The sequence below is a fragment of the Paenibacillus humicola genome (assembly GCF_028826105.1).
GTDB classification, from domain to species: Bacteria; Bacillota; Bacilli; order Paenibacillales; family Paenibacillaceae; genus Paenibacillus_Z; species Paenibacillus_Z humicola.
In genome coordinates this window covers 1173184-1195702 of the sequence record NZ_JAQGPL010000001.1, presented here as the reverse complement: position 1 = coordinate 1195702, position 22519 = coordinate 1173184, and the positions used below count along the sequence as shown (strand labels likewise).

The window sequence follows — 22519 nt, the reverse complement described above, 5'->3', positions numbered from 1 at the left end:
GTTGCTTTTCGATTGCTTGAACAAAATTAGGATGGCTCGAATGGAAATACAGTATGCAGGGGAAGGAGAAGCCGCCAAAAAAAAGAAAGCCGGCGCCCCTTCCGGGACGCCGGCCGACGGCCAAGCGAGGAAATTATGAACAAATGGTTTTACGAGCGCAGCTCGTCGCCTGCCAGCAGGCCGGCTTCGCCCTGATCCAGCGGTTCGACGTGAACGTGAACGCTCATAATATTGTGCTTGCGCTCCATGCGCCGCTCGATTTCGTCGCAGATGCGGTGGCTTTCCAGCAGCGTCAGCTCCGGGTCGACCTGGACGACGACGTCGACCAGCACATTGCTGCCGTGCACGCGCGCTTTGATGTCCTTGATCGACCGCACGCCTTTCGTCCGTTCGATCGTGCCGCGCAGCGTATGCAGCTCCTCCTCGTTGAAGCCGTCCGTGAGCGCATGCGTCGCGCTGTAAAAGATATCCCACGCCGTCTTGCAGATGATGCCGCCGACCGCCAGCGCGGCGACGGGATCGAGCCAGGGCAGGCCGAGCTGCGACCCGATGATGCCGACGGCGGCGCCGGCGCTCACGAGCGCATCGGACAAATTGTCCTTGGCCGCCGCCATAAGCGCATGGTTATGAATCCGTTTCGCGAGCCGGCGGTTATACAAATAAACAAGCAGCATGCAGCCGCCCGCCGCCAGCGCCACCCAGGCCGAGAGCCAATCCGGCGCCGTGCGGTGATCCGCAAACAGCGATTTAACGGAGCTGATGAGCACCTGGATGCCGACCGTCGCCATAATGAAGGATGCGATCAGGGCAGCGATCGTCTCCGCCCGGAAATGGCCGTATGCATGGTCCTCGTCCGGCGGCTTCTGCGAGATGCGCAGGCCGATCAGCACGGCGGTCGAAGCGATAATGTCGGTCAAGTTATTGAAGCCGTCGGCGATCAGCGCCTGCGAGGCAAAGCCGTAGCCAGCCGCAAGCTTCGCACCGGACAGCACAATGTAGGCGGCAATGCTGACCCAAGCCCCTTTTTCCCCTTGTTTGATATCTTGGTATTGGCTTTCCAGGTCGGGCACCTCCGTCTTCGCGCCTAGCGAGTTGCTCATGTATCGTCAACCTATCATACCCGACGGGCATTGAGTGGGTCTAGAGAAACAGTGTTGGCAGGGGCTCCGTTTTATGCCGCGGCGCAACTTGTTTGGCGCGCGCTAACTTGTCCCCGGCGCATTCCAAGCATTCCCGTTCCTGTTAAAAATGAAACGCGGGCAAACTCAAAAGCCTCCGCGGGAAGCCGGAGGCTTGGCTTGTTATCGATTTGTTCCGAATTAAAGCGCGCGATTCGAACCGTCGTCCGGCATGTCCGGCGCCTCGGGCGCATCGTGGCCGGAGGAGAGCGTATTGCCGCAGGTCAGGCAGAACTTGGCGTTCAGCTCGTTCTCCGTCAGGCAGTGGCTGCAGATGACGCGGATTTCGCCGACCGTCGTCTCCGGCTTCGGTTCCTCAGCAAGCTGCGCGCCGCAATCGGGACAGAAACGCGCGTCGAGGGGGACCACCTTGCCGCAGGTGCAGCTTTTTTCGTAGCGGATATTTTTGATCCGCTCTTCGAGCATCCGCAGATCCGCGACGATATAATCCAGCTGCTCGCAGCAGGCCGCGACCTCCTGCTCGGAATCGGCGATGCTGCCGGCCAGCTTCGCCCGGTACACGGCCTCCCCGATCTGGTGATACAATTTGTCCATATCCTTCTCTTTGCCGGACATTTGCGCTTTCAGCTTCGTAATTTCGACCGTCTGCTGCGCCTTCTTGGCCGCTTCCGAGGCGCCCTGCTTCACTTTATTGAAAAAGGACATGCGAATCGACTCCTTCGTTAACAGAACTTCGAATGCTGTATCCATTTTACCATAAAGTGAGTTCGGGGTCATGCGGACCGGCGCGCAAATCCGACAAAAATAGAGCCTGTTCGCTATTTTCGAAAGGGACTATCGATTGCCGAGAGCGAGTCTCGATTTTATTCCCGGGAAACGTCCAGAGCGGGCAGCCCGACCCGGGCCGTCGTTCCTCGTCCCAGCTCGCTTTCGAATTCGAGCCGGCCGTGGTGGTGGTCGACGATTTTGCCGCTGATCGTAAGCCCCAGTCCCGTCCCCTTCGCCTTCGTCGAATAAAACGGCTGGCCGAGATTGTCCAGCTTCTCCGGCGGGATGCCGTCTCCGCTGTCGCGCACGGTCGTCCAGACGAGCCCGTCGTCCCCGAGCTCCGTCCGGATGCGGATCCCGCCGCCGTTCTTCATCGCTTCGATTGCGTTCTGGAGCAGGTTGATAAATACCTGCTTAAGCGCGTTTTTTATGCCGCTGACATGCCAGGGGCCGCCGGCCAAATCAAGCTCGATCTGGATATCGTTCATGATCGCCTGGGCTTCAAGCAGCATGACGACGTCGCGCAGGACATCGTCCAGACACGTTCGCGCAAATTCCGACGGCTGCGGCTTGGCCAGAATGAGCAGCTCGCTCACGATTTGTTCGATCCGTTCGAGCTCGGCCAGCATAATCGCGATATAATCGCGCTTGTTATTTTCCTTCATCAGCTTCGTGAAGCCTTTCAGCGACGTCAGCGGATTGCGGATCTCATGCGCGATGCCGGCCGCCAGCTGACCGATGGCCGAGAGCATCTCCGATTTGCGGAGCATCTCCTCCGTCTGCTTGCGCTCCGTAATGTTCTCGGACAGCTTCATGAAGCTGCGGATGCCGCCCTTCCGTCTAATCGGCTGCAGCTTCGCCTTTTCCCAATACACCCCGCCGTTCTTCAAAAAGCCGGGTACTTCGCATTCCCACGTTTCGCCGGCCTTCAAGCGGCTCCATATGTCGTCGAACGACAAGTCGGCCGCTTTCCAGTCGTATAGCTCGGACAGCTTCTTCCCCGCGATTTCATCGGAGCTGCAGCCGGTCGTCTCGTAATATTTTCGGTTGGCGAAAATCACTTCGCCTTCGGCGTTGCAAATCTGGACCATGCTGGGGCTCCGCTCCATCGCATACGTCAATTGCAGCATTTCGGCCGCCGCCTGAAGCTCCTCGCCCGCGCCGGGATTCGCGAGTTCCGCCGGTTCGAACTGAACGAGCGTGCAGGCCGCATACTGCCGGTTGACGGATGACAACGGCTTGACGACGAGCTGCATCGATCTCAGCCCGTCCGGCAGACGGTCCATCCCGTCAAGCGTCCGCACGACGCGAGGCTGGCCGGATCTCAGCTCCTGAACGACGGCCGAAATCGCATCCGCCAGCTGCGGCTCGAGCACCTGGCGGATGTTCCGGCCGAACTGGCCGTCGGCCGGCGCCAGCAGCTCCTGCGCGCCTCCTGTCAAATGGCAAATGTCAAGCCGTTCGTTCAGCACGATGGCCGGGGCCAAGTGCTCACTGATCAAAATCCGGTAAAGCTCGGCCGTTTTTCCGTTCTCCTCCAACTCATGCGGATTGGGAAGTCCAATCAACCGGACCTCTCGCTTTGGCGTAACCAGATTGCGATCCGAGGTCTCTTCACTCATGGAGTACCACCATCTTCCAACAACAAATTAAGTCCACACAGAGCTTTTAAACCATTACACCCGGCGCTTAAACATGAAACCGGAAACAATTTCCTAATTTGGGCCAGCGAAAAAAACGACGCCATCCTCCTTAACGGGTGAAGCAAAGGTTTGCCTTGAAAAATGTCATGCCGGTTCTTTCCGGGGACAAAACGAAAAGCCCTCTTCCGGTCCGGCCGGGGTAACGGCCGAAAAGTCCCGGAATAAGGGCAACACACGGTCTGAAGCGGCTACTGCGTCATCTTGGAGCGCCAACGCAGAAAACGCATATATTCATTAATTTTCACATCCAGTTTTCGGCTCAAATCGATGACGAGATCCGAATTGAAGGACGCTTCTTCGAGGTATGACTGTTCCATCTTAATCCGCAGCGCGTAGATTTCATCTTCCAATACACGCATGGACAAAGATAGCTGTTTAGCTGATACGGCATCCGGTTCCTCTTGCAGCGCAAGCTCTACATCCGCATCAGCCACCGCTATCCCTCCTTGTCGTCATGCCTCGAAAGTGACCCGTGCTGTACGAACATAATATAAAGATTTCTTAAATTATAGCAAACAATAACAGTTCTGAATATATTTTTTTCAATCTCCTTTAAGTTTCCGAACAAATTGGCCGATCCGTTCAATCGCCTCGTTCAGCTGGCTGACGGAGGTTGCATACGAACAGCGCAGGTGGCCTTCCCCTCCGAGGCCGAACACGTCGCCGGGAACCGCCGCAACGCTGTGCTCCTGCAGCAGCCGGGTAGCGAACTGCTCGGAGCTGAGGCCCGTCGACTTGATCGACGGGAAGGCATAGAACGCCCCCCGCGGCTCATGGCATTCCAGCCCGATATCGCGGAAACCGCGCACGACCAGCCTGCGCCGCTGATTGTAGGACTCGATCATCCGGTCCTTCTCCTCCAGCCCGTTGCGAAGCGCCTCGAGCGCCGCCACCTGTCCCATAATCGGAGCGCACAAGACGGTATACTGATGGATTTTCAGCATGGCCGAAATAATATCCGGATGTCCGCACGCATACCCCATCCGCCAGCCCGTCATCGCGAACGCCTTCGAGAACCCGCTGACGAGAATGGTGCGGTCCTTCATGCCCGGCATCGAGGCGAAGCTGACATGCCGCGAGCCGTACGTCAGCTCCGCGTAAATTTCATCGGAAATGACGATGAGATCGTTCTCCTCGACCACCTTCGCGATCGGCAGCCAATCCTCGTAGGTCATGATGCCGCCCGTCGGGTTGCTCGGATAACAAAGCACCAGCACCTTCGAGCGCGGCGTCAGCGCCGCCTTCAGCGAATCGGCCTGCAGCTTGAACTCGTCCTTGGCGAACGTTTCCACGCCGACCGGAACGCCGCCGCTCAGCTGCGTAATCGGCGAATACGTAATATAACACGGCTCGGGCACGAGGATTTCATCGCCGGGCGAAATAAGCGCGCGCAGCGCAAGATCGATCGCCTCGCTGCCGCCGACCGTCACGATGACCTCCTTGGCCGGATCATAGCTGACTTCGAACTGTGTATCTAAATAATGTGCGATTTCCTCCCGCAGCTCCGGTACTCCGGCGTTCGACGTATACTGCGTTTTCCCCGTCTCCAGCGAATAAACGCATGCTTCGCGGACATGCCACGGGGTGACGAAATCCGGCTCGCCGACGCCGAGCGTAATGATGTCCTTGCGGCCGCTGGCCAAATCGAAAAACCGCCGGATTCCCGAAGGGGCAATGGAGCGCGCCACCGGCGAGAGGAAATCGGCCATCGAATCCCGCCGCGGTTTCCGGGCCGGAGCTTCCGTTATACGTTTCTCTTCGTCCTTAATCATCGCCCTTCACCCCTCACGGCGAGACAGGAAGACGATGGTCGTCTTCGTGCTCTTCGAAAATAATGCCGTCCTGCTTGTATTTCTTCAGAATAAAGAACGTTTTGGTCGAAAGCACCGCGTCGATCGGGGACAGCTTGTTGGAGACGAACGAAGCGACGTCTTTCAGCGTCGGACCCTGCACCTCGACCAGCAGGTCGTAGGCTCCTGACATGAGATAAACCGATTTTACTTCCGGGTATAAATAAATCCGTTCCGCGATGCCTTCGAATCCGCGGCCGCGTTCCGGCGTAATCTGCACCTCGATCAGCGCCGTCACCTTCTCCTCGTCCAGCTTGCTCCAGTTGGTGACGGTCGCGTATTTGACGATGACGTGATCCTGCTCCATTTCCGCGATCGCCTGCTTTACGTCCGCCGCCGCCGCGTCCAGCATCGTCGCGATCGTTTCCGCGCTGTAACGCGCGTCCTCTTTGAGCAGTTCCAAAATTTTTGTCTTCAGTTCAGTCATCGTCAAAGCCCTCCTTGGTATCGTCTTTCAGCCGGACGCTCCCGGCGGCCGAGAGGCCGGGCATACGCCCGGCTTCAGCTATAATGACTATATTACAACGAATCCAGGCTTCCTGCCAAGCGAATCGCAGCAGGCGCCGCCAGGCGTCCGGCATCGAGCACCAAACAAAAAACCGTTCAACTGCGGCGACAGGCGCCGCTCTGTGAACGGTCATGTATTGCTCGGGCAAAAGCCCCCTTGAAGGGACGGGTTTATTTGGCGGGGAGCTCGATATAGAAGGTCGTTCCTTTGCCCAGCTCGCTTTCGACGTTGACGTGCCCGCCGTGCTCGTGAATCGTCGTAAACACCTGGGTCAGTCCCATGCCGGTGCCCTCCGTCTTCGTGGAGAAGAACGGAGTGCCGAGCATGCGGATCTGATCCTTCGGAATGCCGACGCCCGAGTCCTGTATTTTCACATGGATGGTGCCGTTCCGGAAATAATGCTCGACGACGAGCTCGCCTTTTCCTTCGATGGCTTCCACCGCATTTTTGATCAAATTAAAAAACGCTTTTAAAATCAGATTTTTCTTGCCGACGATTTCCTTGTCCGTATGCTGGAACAGCTTCGTGACGGTGACGTTGTACAGCTTCTCCTGGAACAAAAAAATAAGCGAATCAAGCTCCGAGCACAAATTGATCGTTACGTTGTTCTCGTTGTCGAAATCGGGCTTGGCCACCTGCAGCAAATTGTTCAGCGTCTTGATCGCGTTGTCGAGCTCCTCGACGATGATCGGAAAATACGCATGATTCAGTTCTTTCTGCAGCAGCTGGAAAAACCCTTTCACGGTGGTCAGCGGGTTTCGGACTTCATGGGCGATGCCTGCCGCCATTTGGCCGATGGAGGACAGCTTCTCCAGGTTCGCCAGCCGGCCTTCCGCATTTTTTCGGTTCGTAATGTCGCGTACCCGGATTTGCGCCAGGCGGTTGTCATCCAGCACATACGGCGCGGCCATCACTTCGACGTCGATCAGCTCGCCGTCCGCCTTGAACATCTTTTGCTCAAGGCAATCGGTTACCTCTCCGCCGTAAGCCAATTCCACCGATTCGCGAAACACGCCGTGATAATCCGGATGCAAAAAGCGGGTGAAGCTCTCGCCGATAATCTGGTCGGGATATTGGAGTCCGAGCAGGTCAAAGGCGGCCTTGTTCACATAGACGACTTTAAATTGATGAAGGACGAAAATGGTATCCAACGAGTATTTGATCAATTGGGCAAAATCCAGCTCCGAATTCCCAAAACTTTTCAATAGCTTCCACTCCCGCTTGTCCCGTTCAAACAAATTACGCCGCTTTAATTCCGCTTCAATCATCCGGATAAACTGAAGATCGATCCCTCCTTCGATGCTTTTGAAATAAATCACCCATAACTCCTGATCGCTTACTTTGTCAAGCATACCTGTTCACCGTACTTTATGTCGATAAATGCCGATATCCGTGCCAATTGTTTCCCTCACAGCCAGCTACCGTAAACGTTACCACAACTCCACCTATTTATAAAGTTAGGATTTGGCTAATCCGAATGGACATTTCCCGGACAAACGTGCGGTGCAGCGAAAAAAGCCGCCTCCGCCGATAACACGGGGGAAGCGGCCTTTGACGCCTTACGGAAGATGCACCGTTTTAACGTGGTCGAAATGGAGGTAAACCGAATTGCCGCCGGCCGTCGAAAGCTCGATCAGGCTTTGGTCGATACTTTTGAGCACGCCGATTTTGTTCGGATTCTCGCCCAGGTCGAGGATGACGAATTCGCCGATCAGCTTCCGCAGCTGCTGGTCAAACGTGCGCGCAAGCGTAATCGGGGAAGGCTTCAGCGGAAACTGCTCGGGGGTCAGCGTATACGGTGTCACGTTCGGATTGTAAGGAATCAAATATTTCAAATGCTGCAGCGAAACGACGACGGAATGATAGACGGGCGAATAAAAGACGAAAAAATCGTTCATGACACTCGTTAAATAGCCGTGGATGGACTGGTTCCCGGTAATATAGAGCTCCGAAAACATGCCTTTGGCGTTCATCAAAATTTTCCGGTATGAAATCTGATCGTTTGGGCTTTCGAAAGGCGTCTCCGGCACGTCGAACTCCTGGATGTCGCCGGTCGACAGGCGAAGCTGCTGCAAATGAATGAGCGGCACATACAGAAATTGGCTGCCGTTGTGCAGGACGAGAATATCCTGCCCGATATCGATGAGCTTTCCTTTAATCGGGAGTGACTTTCCTGAAATATCCAGTTCCACATAGCGGTCCAGCAATGGATGACGGTTTCTCATACGCCCCTGCCTCCTTTCATCCGATAATTTGCGTCCAGGCATACAACATGATCAGGCCGGCCAGCAAGCCTGCCGGAACGGATACCGCCGCCGCCTTCATATACGCCGCCCACGAAAGCTTGATCTTATAACGGCGCAGCGCGGCAAACCAAATCAGAATGGCGAGCGAGCCGAGCGGGGTCATCAGACCGCCGATGTTGCCGCCCATCATGCGGGCCGCAAACAGCAGCTGCGAGGCCGGATCCGCCCCTGCGCCCGCCGGCGCCGACGCTCCGATCAGGAGTACCGGAAGCTCGTTTGCGATGGCCGACATCGCCGCCAGCAATCCGCCTGCGGCCAGCGCGGCGGAGAAATCGCCCAAGGCGGCCGCCTGCGCAAGCCCGCGGGCGAGCAAACGAAGGACGCCGGTCCGCTGCAATTCATCCGCAATCAAGGTAGCACCGAACGCAAACAAAGGAATATGCCAGGGGATTCCGGCCGTATAGAAACGCAAGCCGGAGCTTGCTTTCGTCATGGCGGGAACGATCAGCGCAAGCGCGCCCGCCAGCGCAAACCACCATGCCGGCACCCCGTAGCCGGAGCTGATATAGAATCCGGCCCGCGCGGTGACGACAACGAACAGGCACAGCCGGAACAAGCGCCAATTAACGGCAAGGGTATCATCGTCCGGCGTAAGCGGAGCCTGCGCCGCAATCCGGCGCGGCAGCCACCCCCGGTACAAGACGTAAAGCAGACCGGCGACCGCAAATACCGCCGCGGCGGCGGGAATCATCGTCAGCTCCGAATAATCGTTCAACTGCCGGCCTGTCATTTCGAGCACGATCAGATTCGTGATGCCGGCAGCGCCTGCCGGGGCGCCGGCCGCTGCGCCGATGAGCGCGCCGCTGATCAAATACGGCTGCAGCTGACGGTCGCTCAGCTCGAGCATTCGGCCGATCTGCAGAATGACCGGCATTGCTGCCAGCACGCTGACGTAGGTACTGAAAAACAGCGTCGTCAAAAAGCAGAACAAGGCGATTAGCCAATACAGGCGCAGCCCGGACCCGCGGCTGAACTCGACGATATTCCCGGCGGCATAACGGAACATCCCGAGACTCTCGAGCGCGGCCGCCATCAGAAAGGCCGACAAGACGATAACGGCCGGCCCTGCCAGCTGCTGCAGGTTTGCGCCGGTTCCGCCGAGCGGAGCCGCGGCTAAAAAGAAAGCGGCGAGCGGAAAGGCGGGCCACAAAGGAGCCCTTCCTCCCGGCCGCCGCAGGAGCAGGACAGCCGCAGCCGCAACGGCAAACGCGGCGGCTGCGAGCGTGATTGTATCATCCATTCCGTTTCGCCCCGCTCCGCATCGGCAGCTCGAACGCCTGGGTTCCGGGTTCGGGCGGCGCTGCGGATGCGAGCGCGGCCGCTTTTGTCTCGGCGGTATCGTTCCAGACGTCCGCAAGGGCGGATTTGCGTTTCTTTTCCGGTGCAAGCAGCAGAAATAACGGGATGCCGAGCAGCAGGACGGCCAAAGTGATCAGCATGCGATGGACTCCCCCTTAGCGGCGGAAGACGGACGGCGGTGCCGGCAACCTTGGGCCGGCTCCTGCCGCTCCGTCATTACTTTTTGCCAAGACGGCGGGAGAATGCCGAACGCTTCGTTTTTTTGGACGTCTCGCCGCGCGCACTCGCTTTGCTGCTCTTTCCTTTGTTGCCGGAGCTGCCGTGCGATCCGCCGCTTTTCGATCCGTCGCTTTTCGATCCGCCGCTTTTCGAACCGCCGCCGGAGTTGTCGCCCTTCGAGCCTTTCGATCCTCGGCTTCCTTGGCTGCCGTTACTGGCGTATTTGCCGGAATGCTTGATCGTTCTGATGTGCTGAAGCGGAATGCGAACGAATTCGTTATTGACGATCAGTAGCAGCGAATCGCCGCCGACCTCGGCGATGAAGCCGTCCATACGTTCGGGCCCGCCCCAGTTGATTTGAGCAAACTGTTTGACCAGCTTGTGCAGAACGCCTTCGAAGCTGTCGGCCATAATATAATGATGCGATTGTTTGCGGCCGCGGCTTTTCTTCTTTTCTACCTGCGTAATGCTTTTGACATGATAGGAATTGATGTAAACCGTTCCGTTCGACGTCGACAAGACGGTATATCCTTTGTGCACGGCAACCAGCCGCCCTTGCACGGAATCCGGACCGCCGCGGTTTATTTTCACCAGCGTGCCGACAAGCGCGTCCAAATAGTCTTTTTTTCCGCCGCGGCTGCCTTGGGTTCCGCGGGTGCCCCGCGTCGGCTTTTTCGCGTCGTGCGACTTGTGCCCCGGCGACGCCATTCCCGGCGAAGTCATTTCCGGCGCGGTTTCGGCTCCGCCGAAGTAACCGTACGGATGTCCGCCGCCGCCCCATGCAGCTTTGACTCGTTTTTCCCCGATGGTCATGAACAAATCCCTCCAGAACGTAATAGAATGACGACTCGACTCCATTCGAAGCGCCGCTTGCGCTTCCGCTGCCTGCTAATAGCGTTTCCTTCTTATATGCTGCGGCATCATCCCTCCATTGATTGTCCCCGTGAAATCTATCATGGGGGACAATTTGTAATATATTTATATGTATCCCATAGCCACGCGGTACTAGATTGATATCTATTTTTAAGAGATTAAGCGAGCGCCCGGCGCAATTAATAGATTTACGACATAGCTTGTATTATCAAAACACGAGGGAGGAATAACGAGAATGGCGAAAACGAAAAAAGGGTTTGCGCTGGGCGGCGACCATAAAGACGACAAAAAAGACCGCAAATCCGGCGGCTCGAAAGGGTCCCGCGGCGATCACAAGTCGGACGGCTCGAAAGGGTCCCGCGGCGATCACAAGTCGGACGGCTCGAAAGGATCCCGCGGCGACCACAAGTCCGGCGGCTCGAAAGGGTCCCGCGGCGACCACAAGTCCGGCGGCTCGAAAGGATCCCGCGGCGACCACAAGTCCGGCGGTTCGAAAGGGTCCCGCGGCGATCACAAGTCCGGCGGCTCGAAAGGGTCCCGCGGCGATCACAAGTCCGGCGGCTCGAAAGGGTCCCGCGGCGATCACAAGTCCGGCGGCTCGAAAGGGTCCCGCGGCGATCACAAGTCCGGCGGCTCGAAAGGGTCCCGCGGCGATCACAAGTCCGGCGGCCGCAAGTCGGGCGGCAGCAAAGGCGGCAAATAAGACGGATTCCGCCAGCCGCCTGCTCCTGACCGATGAATAGAGAGATAAAGCCGTCCCTGCTGTGACATTTCCCTCCGGAAAGGCATAGTGTAAATAAACGAAAGCCTATCGCGATGCGATAGGCTTTTTATTATGGAGGTAAGGGGATGTCACCATGTCCGACCTGAGTGCGCCGGTCCGCAAAATCACGATCGACCCGGACGATTTGCGGCAGCTGCAGTCGAATGTCTGGAGCCGGCAGTTCGTTCCGGTAAAGCTCGAAATGGACGGCCGGACGTTCGACGCGCAGATCCGGTACCGCGGCGGCCATACGCGCAATTACCCGAAAAAATCGTACGAGGTGCTGGTGGAAGGCAAGCTGACGCTGCACTGGAACGCCGAATCCGACGACCCCTCGATGATCCGCAACGCCCTGTCGTTCCGTTTTTTCGAGATGATCGGCGTTCCGTCCCCAACCGCGCAGCACTTCTGGCTGGAATGGAACGGCCAGCAGCACGGCGTTTATTTGGAACTGGAATCGGTCGATGCGACCTTTTTCAAAAAACGCGGGATTCAGGCCCATTCATTGATTTATGCCGTCAACGACAATGCAACGTTCGGCCTGATCGACCGGGACACGAAGCTGCGCAAGGAATCGTTGTTTTCCGGCTACCGGCTGATGATGGGCGAATCGTCCGCGGAAACCCGGCTCGTACGCTTCATCCGCCGGATCAACCGTCCGGCGAACCGGTCGCTTCGGTTATATTTGCGAAAAAAGCTGGACGTTTCCCAATATTTGCAGTGGCTGGCCGGCGCCGTCTTGACCGGCAATTACGACGGCTTCGACCAGAATTACGCGCTGTATGAACATTTGCCATCCAAACGGCTTCGCATGATTCCATGGGATTATGAAGGCACATGGGGAAGAAACTGCTACGGGAAATTGTGCGGCAGCGATCTCGTCCCGATTCAGGGGCATAACAAGCTGACGCGGAAGGTGCTCGCCTACCGGAGCAACCGGGTCGCCTACCGCAGGCTGCTGCGGAAGCTGCTGGCCGGTCCGTTCTCGGTCGAGCAAATCGCCCCGGAAATCGATACCATTTACGCGGCGCTGGCCCCCGCAATTCGCGACGACTTTACCCGGAAGTGGCCGTTCTCCGCCTTTCAGGAGGAACCGGATCAAATTAAACAATATATCGCCGAGCGGCGGGAGATCGTTCGAAGGGAGCTTCGGCGCTGGGCAAAAGCGGACGCGGCGAAATAAGCCCGCCTCATTTCGCCCGCTCCGGCCCCCCGGCCAGAATGCCGACAAAGGGATGGATCAGCCACCAGGCTGCGATCGGCGAAGCGCCAACGACCAGCATCAGCCAGGGAATGGCCTGCGGGGACGAATCTGCCAGCGGCAGCACGAGCAGAAACGCGCCGATGCCGATCAGCCTGCCGACCGTCAGCGCCGCTTCGCGAAGAACGACAAACTCCTCGCGCCTGCTGGCGCTTTCCTCGTCTTTGCCGATCAGATCAAAAACGGCCGACGTCATCGGGATGATGTAGAACGGCATGAACAGGGCGACGCCGAGGCCGAACAAGAGCAGCGTCATAAAGCGGATCGGCCAGAACAGCGGGATAATAACGGCCGTAATCGCCAGCGCGCCGACCAGCATCGCCGTTTTGCGCCGCTTCATCGTCAGCAGCTTGCCGATAATCCAGAAGCTGACGAGCGAGACGAGCGACGTAATAAGCGAGAAGTTGCCGAGCTTCTGCTCGTTGCCTGTCGCGATGTAGACGAGCAGGCCGATTAAAAACATGAAGACGCCTTCCCGGACGCCCTGCGCCGCGATCGCCGGACTGACCCTTCGCCATGGATTTCCCGGCTTCCGGATTTGCCGGATGCCGTAGCTCCAGTCGTAATGTCCCCCGGTCTTTCTTTTCTTCAGCCAGAAGCTTAGAACGGCCGCAATGGCGAAAATGATAACCGATATCGTAAAAATGATCGTATAGCCCCGCTGCCCTTTGAACGTCGTAATGAGCAGTCCCGATACCCAGGGAGCGACGATACCGGCGCCCGATCCGAGAAAGCCGGCCACGCCGTTGAACCGGTCGCGGTTGCCCGGCTCCGTTATTTCGAAATAAACGACATTGTAGGCCAGCCAGAAAAAGCCGAGCGCCAGCCCGTTCAGCATGCCGAGCGGCACGGCGTAAATCGCGGCCGCCCGGCCGAGCAGCAGCACGGTGAAATAGAAAACCCCCGACAGCGCGACGCCGAGCCGGAGGCTGTTCATTTTGTTGTGCTCCTTCACCCATTTGCCGGCAAACCAGAACGTCAGCCCGCTGACCGCATATTGACTCAAATTAAACCAGCCGATCAAAGCGAACGAATGGCTGACCTTCCATATATATACCGGCACGAACGTGCCCGACAGCGCGCCCGCCACGCCCATGAGCGCCTGTACGACGAGCAGCAGCACCGCTTGTCCGCCGAGCGTCGTATCGCTTAAATTGCGTTCGCCGCCAAGCGTTTCCGTCCGCAGCTTGCGCCGCTGCATCGAATGATACCAGTGCGATTGTACCGAATGCTTGCCTTGCTCCAAGGCGATTCCCTCCTGCCTGCCGTGCGTTGGCTTTATCCTTGACGTAAGGTTCCCCCAAAGCGGCGGCGGCATGCCGGAGCGGCAAAATTACCAATATTTACTTCGGCACGGAAGCCGGCGTCAATCGAGATCGAGCTCTTCGGTGGCCTTGGAAAGAAGCCGGACAAGCCGTTCCCGCTCCGGATAGGCGAGCTTGCTTTCCGTATGAAAGCAGGCCGGGCAGACGTACCAGACGACCCGGAACGGTGCCGTTACGACCGGCTCGCCGAGCGCGGCCGTCGTCCGCGGCGCAAACCGGCTTTCCTCGACCGTTTGCAGCCCCGCCTCAAGCATAAATTCGCGGCAGACCGGGCATTCGGGCGCTTCGTCCTGCTCTTCGATGATGCGGCTCGCTACCTCCTCGAAAACGAACTGGCTGCGGTGGAACGAACGCAGGTCGGCAAAGTCGCCTTCGCCGTGTTCGTCCGTTTCCTCCGCGTCCGTCCTCTCTTCTTCCTCCTCTTCGTCCTCGTCCAGATCGATGCCGTCGATGCCGAGTTGGACGGTCCGGTAGCCGGACAGTTCATTTTCGCAGTGCGGACAATTTTTTTCGGGCCCGATTTCCTCGTCCCAGACGATTTCCGTCTGGCACCAAGGGCAAATGACATGCTCTTCCATCGATGTTCCCTTCTTTCCCGTTAATGAAGCAGATAAAAGACGCCGAGCACGATAAACAGCGCCGCAAGCGCAAACAGCGTTCCCCACAAATATTTCATGTTCGCTTAAAACCTCTCTCGTTCCACTAGGTTTCCGGCGGTCAGGAAATCGTCGCGCCGATGACGTAAGACAGCGAGACGGAGATGATCATCGCGATCAAACCGACCGCCCGGTTGCCGCGCTGAATTTCCTCGTCGATCCGGAACACCGGCGTCAGAAACTCGAACAGGAAATAGGCGGCGAGCAGCACCGCATAACCGAAGGCCGACCAGACGATGCTGTGATAAATCGTATCGTTCGCTTCAATGGAGAAGCGGAACAGGTTGCAGATGCCGAATATTTTGCCGCCGGTCGCCATCGCCACCGCCAGATTGCCTTTGCGAATTTCCTGCCAGCATTGATACCGGGTGACCAGCTCGAAAATAAAAAGAAATACGAGCAGCGCCAGCACCGTCACCGAAACGTACGAGAGCGACGCCAAATACGGATTGCCGAGCATTTTATCGACTTCGGTGTCCATTCCCGTTCCCCTCCCCGGTTAAAAAGCTACTTCAGCTCCGCAACGGTGACCCCGGTTCCGCCTTCGCCGTAATTGCCGAGCCGGTAGCTTTTCACATGCTTGTGGCGGCGCAGAAATTCGCTGATTCCCGTCCGCAGTACGCCCGTGCCTTTACCGTGGATAATGTAAACCTGCCCGAGGCCCGACAGGAACGATTCGTCCAGAAACCGGTCCACCTCGACGATCGCTTCTTCGACGTTCGCTCCGCGCAAATCGAGCTCCATCCGCACGTTTTCGTCCCGCGTGCGCTTCAGGCTCGCCGCCTGCTTCGGCTGCTGCTGCTTCGCCGCCTCCGGACGCTTCACGAGCTCCAGGTCGCCGAGCTCCACCTTCATCTTCAGGATGCCCATCTGCACGACGGCGCCGCCGCCGCTCAGCTCCACGACATGTCCGCGCTGTCCCAGGCTGTGCACCATCACCTCGTCGCCGGCTTCGATGCGCTGCGGTTTCGCCGCCGGTTTTTTCGCTCCCGACGCCTTCCGCTCCGGGGCAGCCTCGTCCAGCCGCCGCCGCGCTTCGATCAGCTTATGCTCCTTGACCGAAGCGCCCTCCTCCATCGCCAGCCGGCGCAAATCGGCGATCACTTGCTCCGCCTCCCGCCTTGCCTTGGCGACGGCCTCGCGCGCATCTTCCCGCGCCTTCTCCAGCATGCGTTCCTTCTGCTCGTCGAACTTCCGCCGCTCCGCTTCGAAGCGGGCCCGCTGCGCTTCCAGCTCCCGGCGCAGCGCCTCGGCCGTCTGACGCTCCGCTTCGGCGCCGATCCGGTCCTCCTCGAGCGAGGCGATCATATTCTCGACGCGCATATCCTCTTCGCTCACTTCGCCGCGGGCATGATCGATGATCGTGCGGCTGAGCCCCAGCCGCTCCGCGATGGCGAACGCGTTGCTTCGCCCGGGCACGCCCACAAGCAGCCGGTACGTCGGGCTCAGCGTCTGGACGTCAAATTCCATGCTGGCGTTCACGACGCCTTTGCGGTTATAAGCGTACGCTTTCAGCTCGCTGTAATGGGTCGTGGCCACGATGCGGCAGCCGAGACGGTGAATATGCTCCAGAATGGCAATCGCGAGCGCCGAGCCTTCCGCCGGATCGGTGCCGGCGCCCAATTCGTCAAGCAGCACAAGGCTTTTGGCTGTCATTGTATTCAAAATCCGGATAATATTCGTCAAATGGCTCGAGAACGTGCTCAAATTTTGCTCGATGCTCTGCTCGTCTCCGATATCCGCGTATATCGCGTCGAAAACGCACAGCTGGCTCCCGTCGTCCGCCGGCACGAACAGGCCGGACATCGCCATCAGGCTGAGCAGCCCGATCGTCTTGAGCGTCACGGTTTTGCCGCCGGTGTTCGGACCCGTTACGATAATGGCCGTATTCTGGTTGCCGAGCTCCACGTCGAGCGGCACGACCTTGTCGTCCGCGATAAGCGGATGGCGGCCGCGGCGCAGCTTAATGAAGCCGCGATCGTTCATCCTTGGCAGCGATGCCCGCATTTGGTGGGCCAGGCGCCCTTTCGCGAAAGCGAAATCCAGCTCGGTGAGCAGCTCCAGATCGGTCAGCAAATCGTCTGCGTATTCGGCTGTCAGCGCCGTCAGCTTCTGCAAAATTTTCTCGATTTCCCTCGTTTCGGCCGCCCGCAGCTCGCGCAGCTTATTGTTCATGGCTACGATCGCTTCCGGCTCGATGAACAGCGTCGCCCCGGAGCCCGATTGGTCGTGGACGATGCCGCCGAAATGGGAGCGATATTCCTGTTTAACCGGGATGACATAACGGTCGCCCCGGATCGTTACAATGGCGTCCTGCAGCATTTTTTGCACAGAGGAAGACCGGATCATCTGCTCGAGCCGTTCGCGGATGCGCCCTTCGCCGCCGCGAATTTCGCGGCGCACCGCCGCCAGTTCGGGGCTCGCGCCGTCCATCACGGCCGCCTGCTCGTCGATGCAGGCAAAAATCGCATCCTCAAGCGGCTTCGGCTCCGTCAGCTGCCCGGCGATCGAAGCGAGCAAAGGCACCGGGTCGTCCTCATGCAGCTGCAAAATATGCCGCTTCACCCGGCGGGAGCCGCGCGACGTCTCGGCAATTTGCAGCAGCTCCGCGGGATTCAGCATGCCGCCGATGCGGGAGCGGTGCAGCTGCGGTTTGATGTCCGCCACGCCGCGGAACGGGGCGTTCCCCTTCAGCCGGTCGGCTTTGTACGCCTCGTCCGTCGCCTGAAGGCCGCGTTTCACCTCGTCCAGGCCGACGTGCGGCCGGATCGCTTCCGCAGCCTCCTTGCCAAGCGAAGTGGCGGCGTGCTGCATTAATAGATATGCAATTTTCGCATATTCCAATGTGTGTAAAATCTTGGCGTCCACGCGCAAGCACAACCCCTCTCGTTCCTTATTATAATCGAAGCTGACAGTGTATGCCATGACGTAAGCTGGCATGCATGACCTGAGCGGGCCGGGCAACAATAAATGATGCATCCCTTAAAACAGCTTCGGCAGGAGATCGGCGGACGGTGTCCGGCCTATTCGCACCGGGCTGCCGGCATCTGCTGCAGAAGCGCGTTTTCCGCTCCCGCGGATGCCGTTTCAGGAAAACTCCGAGGAGGTTTTTGAAATGCAATTTTTGGGACATGTGGTACGGTTCATCATATCGGCGATCGTGCTGATGATCGTCGGGTATATCGTGCCCCAGTTCAGCGTCGGAGGATTTTGGAGCGCGCTGTTCCTTGCTCTCGTCATCGCCGCGCTCGGCTGGATCATCGAAGGCATCTTCGGCAAACGGGTGACGCCGTTCGGACGCGGCATCGTCGGCTTTCTCGCCAGCGCGGCCGTGATCTGGATCGCCCAATTTATCGTCGGCAATGTCGAGGTCACCTGGCTCGGCGCCATTTTGGCCGCTCTCGTTATCGGGATTATCGATTTGTTCATCCCCGTCAGCACGCCTTACGAAGCCGGCCGGGAAAAACACCGCTAAGCCATGCGGAGCAGGCGAAAACCGGGCTCGGATCATCCGACGCCCGGTTTTCGCGCTTCAGGGAAGCGGTCCGCCGTTCAACAAATGTTCAACAACCCTTCATCGGTCCGACACTGCCATTTTACCGGGTGAAAGGTATACTGGTATATGGAAGGAATGGTTATAACCAAACGATGCCGGCCATATTGAAGGGAGTCGTATAGAAATGAAAAAGAACATGACCATTATTGCAGCACTGGCTGTCGCCGCCTTTGCGCTGGCCGCCTGCGGAGCGGACAAATCCGGGACGTCGCCCGCGAGCGGCGTGCAGAACACGGGAGTCGCCGCCGCCGACGAGGTCGATATCAAGGCGTCAAACTGGACGTACGACCAGCCGGTATATCACGTCAAGAAAGGCGTGGCCACCAAGCTGACGCTGACGTCCGAAAGCGGCGTTCACGGCGTGGCGATCGACGAGTTGAACGTCAAGCTCGAAAGCGGCGGCTCACAGGTCATTACGGTAAACGATGCCGGCACGTACGAGATCCATTGCAACGTGATTTGCGGCACCGGTCATGCGGATATGAAAGCGAAGCTGGTCGTCGAATAACCGGCTGACAACCGTGCTCCTAGGAATGATGGTCAGCTTCACATAACCGCGGGTGATGGTTTAAATAAGAAAACGTGATGGCGCAGCCCCTTCTCCGCCGGCCGTCGGTTTGTTACGATGGACTCAGACTCAATCGGAAGGGGCGGTTCGGATGGGTATGCTGAGCGGCAGAACGGCGATCATCAGCGGCGCGGGAACGGGGCTCGGACGGGCGGCGGCGGTCGTTTTCGCCGGAGAAGGGGCGGTTGTCGCCCTGGTCGGAAGGCGCAGAACGAAGCTGGAAGAAACGGCGGCGATGATCGCGCAGCACGGAATGGGGAGCGCGCTCGTCGTTCCGGCCGACGTGTCCGACGAGAGGCAGGTCGGGCTCGCGGTGGAAACGGTTATGGCGGCAACCGGAAGGATCGATATTCTGGTGAATAACGCCGCCGTGTTCGAGCCGGGACGAGTGGCGGAAATGACGGAAGCGGAATGGACGTTACAGCTGGCCGTCAATCTGACGGGCCCGTTTTTGCTGACGAAGGCAGTGATCCCGGCCATGCGGAAGGCGCGTTACGGCCGCATCGTCAACATTACGTCCGGCCTTGCCGGGAACGGCGCTGGCGGCTATGCGGCATACAGCGCCAGCAAAGCCGGACTCGAATCGCTCACTCGCACCGTCGCCGACGAAGAAAGCGGCAGCGGCATTATCGCCAATCTGTTTAATCCCGGCACGATCCGCTCGGAAATGCATGCGACGGGCAAGGATCCGCGGCTGGTTGCCCCGGATCTGCTGAAGCTGGCGGCGGTGCCGCCCGGCGGGCCGAGCGGCACGCTCGTTTCGCACTAGGTCGGCCGGAGCAATAAAGCGGAATCAAAACAAAACGCCGGGGAGGAAGCTGCGGCTTCTTCCCCGGCGTTTTCTCAATCCATCCCGGTGAGTCTTGGACTTGTCGGGATCCCGCGGCGGCCGCTCTCGCTGCTCGCGTTTCCCTTTATAAGCTCGATATCCGGGCTCCACGAACAGGAAGCGAACCGCCGGCCTTGAGGCTGTCCCGCCGGAACATTATGCCGAGCACAGCCCCGTACACCGCATGCGCGAACAAATTGACCGCGACGGCCTTGAAACCCGAGTCGAGCATTAAGATGCCCGCAGGCCCCATCGGCTCAAATAGGAAGCCGTCAATGATTAACCAGACGAACAGTACGGCAAATATCATGCCCGATTTATAGCCTTTGGGGCGGACGAAGCGCGCATACAGCGCGGAAAATGCAATTCCCCCGATCAGATCGATCACATAGCCGACCAAATAAATCAGGAATGGAGAGGTGAGCGCGACCGACTTTCCGTTTGCGTAAGGCACATCAATCCCATGATGAACAACCAGATTGGACACCCGGTAGAAAATCTCCATTACGGCCGTGGCCGCGATCCCGTTTTTGACGACTTTTCCCCATTGGAACATGCCATTCATCCTCCCGTGTCGGTTTGCATCCTTTTTCTACGAAATCGTAGTAAATTATGAATAAAAAGCGGCTATCGCGGCTGCGAAGAGCAGCAGGCAAGCGGGCATGTAGACGATAAGATTGAGCCTGTAGTACAGCCTGCTCTTGGATTTTACCAGACCGAGAGCCCTGATGATGCCCGCCAGCCCGAGCATCAGGAATCCGGCCGTAATCGCCAGGACAGCCAGCTCGAGGAGCCAGGAAGGGAGGTACGCCCCGGGCATTTCGATAAGATGAAGCCTGACCAGGACGGCCAGAGCGCCGAGAAAGAGCATACAGGCAAGAGGAACCAGCGTCGCCGGTTTGAACAGCCGCGTTTTGTTGCTGTTGAGGACCGCCTGACTTAGGGCGAGCCGATCCGATGCGGGCCAAATGCAGCCCGTTGCCCAGTATACATGCAGCAGGCCGTCCAGAACGAGAACAGCCGCGATTAGTATTCCTGCGATTTCTTTCAAATGTTCGTCCATCATACGCTTCTCCCTCCAAAACGGATGGTTAGCTTTTGTTCCGAAAAACGCGCCCCTACGATGGGCCGCCCCTGCAGGGAGCGCGGCAGAAGCACCTTGTTTTTATAAGGGCCCGCCTGGATCGTCAGCTCGTCGCCTTTTTCGCTCAGCTGGAGCTGATCCTTCCGGACAAAGGGCAATTCGAGATCCAGAAAATAATCGTCCCCCTCCTTGCGAACCTCCTGTATTCTTCCCCGGTACAGCACCGCGGAGGCGTCGCAATCGGAGAAAGCGGCCTGCCCGATTCTTTTCAGCATAGGCAGCCCGTGCACCTCCCGCTCCATCATCGGAACGCTGAGTATCGGCAGCGGGCTGAAGCAGCCGCGGATCTCCTCTTCATACTTGGCATGAATCTCCCGCCACGTCGACCAGTAACCGCTACCGGCCCCTTCGGGAAGCACCCGGTTGACGATAACCGCATCTGTGTTGAAGCCGAACAAATTCAGATACGTGAACGCCCGCCTCGCTTCAGCGATCACCATTTTCTCCGGATTGATGACCAGACGCATGGTCGCAACCGCATGATCCGCAATGATGGCCTGCAGATCCTCCAGCTCGCGCACGAATGCCTCGATGCTGTCCATGACTTGATCGTTCGGCAGCTCCAGGCCGCCGGTGACCGCCTTGGCGATCGGCCTCGCCCATTTGATCAGACGGCGTTCATGCGGAAAAATTTTCTCCATCCACCACTTAAGCAGATTCGGATAGCTGAGCAGCCTGAGCGTTTGCCCCGTGGGTGCACAGTCGACTATGATGACGTCATAGGTCCCGCTTGCAGCATGGCGCTTTATCTGCATCAGGTTGAACAGTTCCTCCATGCCGGGAAAAACAAGCGTCTCCTCGGTCGTGATATCGTTCAGCTTTGCCCAGCTCATCAAGCCGGACAGCCAGCTCTGCACCGCCCCCCAATGCTTCTCGGTCTCCCGCAGACTGTCTACCTCCTGGCCCCATAATCGCTCGGCGATCTTGACCGGTTCGCCCCCGAGAGTCAGCTGGAAGGAATCGGACAAGCTGTGCGCCGAATCCGTGCTCATGACCAAGGTGCGATGCCCCTCCGCAGCGAGCCGGACTGCGGTTGCCGCCGCAATGCTTGTTTTCCCGACCCCGCCTTTGCCCGTATAGATGATAATTCTCATCTGTGGCCCTCCTGAAATTATTACGATTTCGTACTAAGTGGGTAAAATCGAGCCTTCACGCCTGCCGCTAATCGTCAATCTCAATTCTGCGTAATGAAGCATTCGTTGACGTTCCCTTCGTCTCATCACTCCCCTTGCTCTGCACCGCCCTCAGAGCCTTTACGGCCAGGGACAGGAGCTGCTCCAGCTCCTCTTGGCTCAGCGCGCTCTGAATACGGGCGAGCATTCCGTCCATAACCGCCTTGACCTGCATGGCGAGCTCCAGGCCTTCTCCGGTAAGCTCGACAAGCATCACGCGCTGATCCTTTGCCGATTGCCTGCGGTCGACAAGCTCCTTGCGCACAAGCCTCTTAACCAGGCTGGTCGCCGTGCTTAGCGGAACACCGAGATGCGAGGCAAGCGCGGACATCGTCAGCTGTCCTCGAAAATGCAGAACCAGCAGCGCCGTAAGCTCGGAACGGTTCACTTTCCGGTCAAGCTCGGCCGTCTCCGACAAAAAGCTCAAAGGCCGAAGACCGTTTTGCAAGAAGAGCTCTCTCATCCGATCAAACATCGTCTACTCCCCTTACTGATTTTAAAAAATTTCCTTTTGTTCATAATACTACGATTTCGTAGTATTGGCAAGGATTGGATTGAAACGCACGCGACTAACCGGCGC

Annotated in this window: 24 protein-coding genes; 5 read left to right on the top strand and 19 right to left on the bottom strand. The window is 58.1% G+C overall.

The annotated features are described in order from the left end of the window. Positions 1-149 precede the first annotated feature (149 nt). The 11 genes from PD282_RS05715 to PD282_RS05665 all read right to left on the bottom strand — a co-directional run bounded on the left by PD282_RS05715 (position 150) and on the right by PD282_RS05665 (position 10605). Positions 150-1100, bottom strand: coding sequence for a cation diffusion facilitator family transporter (locus PD282_RS05715; protein ID WP_274649377.1), 951 nt, complete (start codon positions 1098-1100; stop codon positions 150-152). A 219-nt stretch (positions 1101-1319) separates the two neighbouring features. Further along, positions 1320-1844, bottom strand: coding sequence for a zinc ribbon domain-containing protein (locus PD282_RS05710; protein WP_274649376.1), 525 nt, complete (start codon positions 1842-1844; stop codon positions 1320-1322). A 158-nt stretch (positions 1845-2002) separates the two neighbouring features. Further along, entirely contained in the window at positions 2003-3529 is a 1527-nt protein-coding gene (locus PD282_RS05705; protein ID WP_274649375.1) for a PAS domain-containing sensor histidine kinase, read from the bottom strand. 269 nt (positions 3530-3798) lie between these two features. Beyond that, positions 3799-4044, bottom strand: coding sequence for an aspartyl-phosphate phosphatase Spo0E family protein (locus tag PD282_RS05700; RefSeq protein ID WP_420832274.1), 246 nt, complete (start codon positions 4042-4044; stop codon positions 3799-3801). A 108-nt stretch (positions 4045-4152) separates the two neighbouring features. Next, positions 4153-5382: an aminotransferase class I/II-fold pyridoxal phosphate-dependent enzyme gene (locus PD282_RS05695; protein ID WP_274649374.1), complete on the bottom strand. Its 1230-nt coding sequence runs from the start codon at positions 5380-5382 to the stop codon at positions 4153-4155. A 13-nt stretch (positions 5383-5395) separates the two neighbouring features. Continuing rightward, positions 5396-5887, bottom strand: a complete 492-nt coding sequence (locus tag PD282_RS05690) for an Lrp/AsnC family transcriptional regulator (RefSeq protein ID WP_274649373.1) — start codon at positions 5885-5887, stop codon at positions 5396-5398. A 251-nt stretch (positions 5888-6138) separates the two neighbouring features. Further along, positions 6139-7320, bottom strand: coding sequence for an ATP-binding protein (locus tag PD282_RS05685; RefSeq protein ID WP_274649372.1), 1182 nt, complete (start codon positions 7318-7320; stop codon positions 6139-6141). A 207-nt stretch (positions 7321-7527) separates the two neighbouring features. Further along, complete coding sequence (locus PD282_RS05680) at positions 7528-8193, bottom strand: DUF2642 domain-containing protein (protein ID WP_274649371.1); 666 nt, start codon at positions 8191-8193, stop codon at positions 7528-7530. A gap of 16 nt (positions 8194-8209) precedes the next feature. Continuing rightward, entirely contained in the window at positions 8210-9514 is a 1305-nt protein-coding gene (locus PD282_RS05675) for an ArsB/NhaD family transporter (protein ID WP_274649370.1), read from the bottom strand. Continuing rightward, positions 9507-9713: a hypothetical protein gene (locus tag PD282_RS05670; protein ID WP_274649369.1), complete on the bottom strand. Its 207-nt coding sequence runs from the start codon at positions 9711-9713 to the stop codon at positions 9507-9509. The genes PD282_RS05675 and PD282_RS05670 overlap by 8 nt, the downstream gene beginning before the upstream one ends. 76 nt (positions 9714-9789) lie before the next feature. Further along, on the bottom strand, positions 9790-10605 hold the full coding sequence (locus PD282_RS05665) for a hypothetical protein (RefSeq protein WP_274649367.1): 816 nt from the start codon (positions 10603-10605) through the stop codon (positions 9790-9792). 295 nt (positions 10606-10900) lie between these two features. On the opposite strand from PD282_RS05665, the gene PD282_RS05660 reads away from it, so the two are divergent. After that, entirely contained in the window at positions 10901-11368 is a 468-nt protein-coding gene (locus PD282_RS05660) for a hypothetical protein (protein ID WP_274649366.1), read from the top strand. Between the two features lie 154 nt (positions 11369-11522). Further along, positions 11523-12611: a CotH kinase family protein gene (locus PD282_RS05655; RefSeq protein ID WP_274649364.1), complete on the top strand. Its 1089-nt coding sequence runs from the start codon at positions 11523-11525 to the stop codon at positions 12609-12611. A 7-nt stretch (positions 12612-12618) separates the two neighbouring features. Here PD282_RS05655 and PD282_RS05650 read toward each other — a convergent pair whose 3' ends face one another. The 4 genes from PD282_RS05650 to PD282_RS05635 all read right to left on the bottom strand — a co-directional run bounded on the left by PD282_RS05650 (position 12619) and on the right by PD282_RS05635 (position 17538). Next, positions 12619-13935, bottom strand: a complete 1317-nt coding sequence (locus PD282_RS05650; RefSeq protein ID WP_274649363.1) for an MFS transporter — start codon at positions 13933-13935, stop codon at positions 12619-12621. A gap of 120 nt (positions 13936-14055) precedes the next feature. Next, positions 14056-14592: a hypothetical protein gene (locus PD282_RS05645; RefSeq protein WP_274649362.1), complete on the bottom strand. Its 537-nt coding sequence runs from the start codon at positions 14590-14592 to the stop codon at positions 14056-14058. A 139-nt stretch (positions 14593-14731) separates the two neighbouring features. After that, positions 14732-15151: a DUF350 domain-containing protein gene (locus PD282_RS05640; protein ID WP_274649361.1), complete on the bottom strand. Its 420-nt coding sequence runs from the start codon at positions 15149-15151 to the stop codon at positions 14732-14734. A gap of 26 nt (positions 15152-15177) precedes the next feature. Further along, positions 15178-17538, bottom strand: a complete 2361-nt coding sequence (locus PD282_RS05635; RefSeq protein WP_274649360.1) for an endonuclease MutS2 — start codon at positions 17536-17538, stop codon at positions 15178-15180. A 247-nt stretch (positions 17539-17785) separates the two neighbouring features. Here PD282_RS05635 and PD282_RS05630 point away from each other — a divergent pair, with 247 nt between their 5' ends. The 3 genes from PD282_RS05630 (at position 17786) to PD282_RS05620 (ending at position 19563) form a co-directional block, all read left to right on the top strand. Continuing rightward, the gene (locus PD282_RS05630) at positions 17786-18145 is read left to right on the top strand and encodes a phage holin family protein (RefSeq protein ID WP_274649359.1); all 360 of its coding nucleotides are present in this window, start codon (positions 17786-17788) and stop codon (positions 18143-18145) included. 205 nt (positions 18146-18350) lie between these two features. Next, a complete protein-coding gene (locus PD282_RS05625; protein ID WP_274649358.1) occupies positions 18351-18734 on the top strand; it encodes a cupredoxin domain-containing protein in 384 nt (127 codons plus the stop codon). A gap of 151 nt (positions 18735-18885) precedes the next feature. Beyond that, positions 18886-19563, top strand: a complete 678-nt coding sequence (locus PD282_RS05620; protein WP_274649357.1) for an SDR family NAD(P)-dependent oxidoreductase — start codon at positions 18886-18888, stop codon at positions 19561-19563. Between the two features lie 145 nt (positions 19564-19708). On the opposite strand, the gene PD282_RS05615 is transcribed toward PD282_RS05620, so the two are convergent. The 4 genes from PD282_RS05615 to PD282_RS05600 all read right to left on the bottom strand — a co-directional run bounded on the left by PD282_RS05615 (position 19709) and on the right by PD282_RS05600 (position 22414). Continuing rightward, positions 19709-20179: a hypothetical protein gene (locus PD282_RS05615; protein WP_274649356.1), complete on the bottom strand. Its 471-nt coding sequence runs from the start codon at positions 20177-20179 to the stop codon at positions 19709-19711. Positions 20180-20233: 54 nt separating this feature from the next. Further along, entirely contained in the window at positions 20234-20689 is a 456-nt protein-coding gene (locus PD282_RS05610) for a DUF3995 domain-containing protein (protein WP_274649355.1), read from the bottom strand. Further along, a complete protein-coding gene (locus PD282_RS05605) occupies positions 20686-21861 on the bottom strand; it encodes an ArsA family ATPase (protein ID WP_274649354.1) in 1176 nt (391 codons plus the stop codon). The genes PD282_RS05610 and PD282_RS05605 overlap by 4 nt, the downstream gene beginning before the upstream one ends. Before the next feature lie 67 nt (positions 21862-21928). Then, positions 21929-22414 (bottom strand): MarR family winged helix-turn-helix transcriptional regulator, encoded by a 486-nt coding sequence (locus tag PD282_RS05600; protein ID WP_274649353.1) that lies wholly within the window; start codon positions 22412-22414, stop codon positions 21929-21931. Positions 22415-22519 lie beyond the last annotated feature (105 nt).